The sequence below is a fragment of the Stenoxybacter acetivorans DSM 19021 genome, assembly GCF_000745895.1.
GTDB classification, from domain to species: Bacteria; Pseudomonadota; Gammaproteobacteria; order Burkholderiales; family Neisseriaceae; genus Stenoxybacter; species Stenoxybacter acetivorans.
Genome location: NZ_JQKE01000144.1, coordinates 1 through 1,298, shown reverse-complemented (window position 1 = coordinate 1,298; position 1,298 = coordinate 1). Strand labels below are relative to the sequence as shown.

Genomic DNA, 1,298 nt, shown 5'->3' with positions numbered 1-1,298 from the left:
GCTACCGTTTTGGGCTTGTTTGGTTTGGTCTTCTGCCTCATTGGGTAACGGAAGGGTGCCGCCGTTTGCTTGGCTGTGCCCCTGTGGTTTTTCCTGCCCATTTTGCGACAGAGAAAGATTGGTATTACCGTTTGCTTGGCTGTATTCTTTATCGGCTGTATCCGCGGCGGCGGTATTGATCACTTTGGTGCCGTGCGCGGCGGATGCGGTGTCTTTTTCCGCACCGCGGCTGCTGGTTGATTTGCCTTGTGTGTCGGTTTTGCCGGCAATAATCTGATTTTGCTGCGTTTGTGCGGCGCCGGTGCTGATATTGGTATTGTTTGCGGGTGTATCAGTCGTTTGATTATTCAGATTCGGTGCGTGTTCCCGCTGCTGACCGGCTGTGCCTTTGGCTGACGCGGCCGCGGTAATGTCCCGCGCTGCGGTGCTGCCTTGGTGTTCGATGACTTGGGCAACACGAAGGTCTATGGTCTGCTCTTGGGTGTCTTGATAAGCCACTTTGCCGTGTCGGCGACGTTCGTGGTAGTCACTGAAACCGCCGTGATAATTGGTGTCGCTGTATTCGCTGGTACCCAAATCTTCCAGAATTCGTTTGCCTTCGGCATCAATATTGTTCAGCTGCACCATGTCTTTGTTCAGGATGATGCCGCCTGCCACGATTTGACTTTTATCGTTCAGTACATTATCGCTGAGAATTAAATTGCCGCCCGCGCTGATTAGGGCAGGGTCGGAAGTTTTAACTTGGTCTTCATAAACTTGGCGGTCGATTTCGTATTGAGTGTACCAGTCTATGGAGGTGTAACTCATGATCACGGAACCAGGTCTGTAAAAGCCACTGGGATTATTGCGATCACCGGCGACAAAGCCGTATTGACGGTTGTAGTTGTCAATTTTATCGGCAAGGGCAATGTAATACGCTTCTATAGCGGTATAGGCTTTGAATTCTTCTTGATATTGTGCCAGTGCTTTCTCATAGGCTTCCCGCTCGCCGGGTAAGTAGAATGTGGTGCAGCGGTTGTGATCATCGCACGAACGACGACCCGGATCTTTGGGTTCTATTGGTTTCGGCGGTAATGCTTCCGGCGGCGGCGTTAAATCGAACAATGACCATATCGGACTGTTGAGTCCATATTGATTGTTGTATTCAAGAGAAATAACTTGTCTTTCAAAAATATCATATTGCCATACATGTTTATAATTTGCCCGTATCGGTGCTTCACCGAATACAAAGCGTCCGCCCAATTCAATATTGTCTTTAAACCGATAAGAACCGTTACCGCCATCTTTCAGCCGCCACA

At 49.5% G+C, this 1,298-nt stretch carries 1 protein-coding gene; it reads right to left on the bottom strand.

The features are described 5' to 3' along the window. A partial coding sequence (locus Q384_RS13685; RefSeq protein WP_037588146.1) for a hypothetical protein occupies nt 1-1,298 on the bottom strand: 1,298 nt, incomplete at both ends.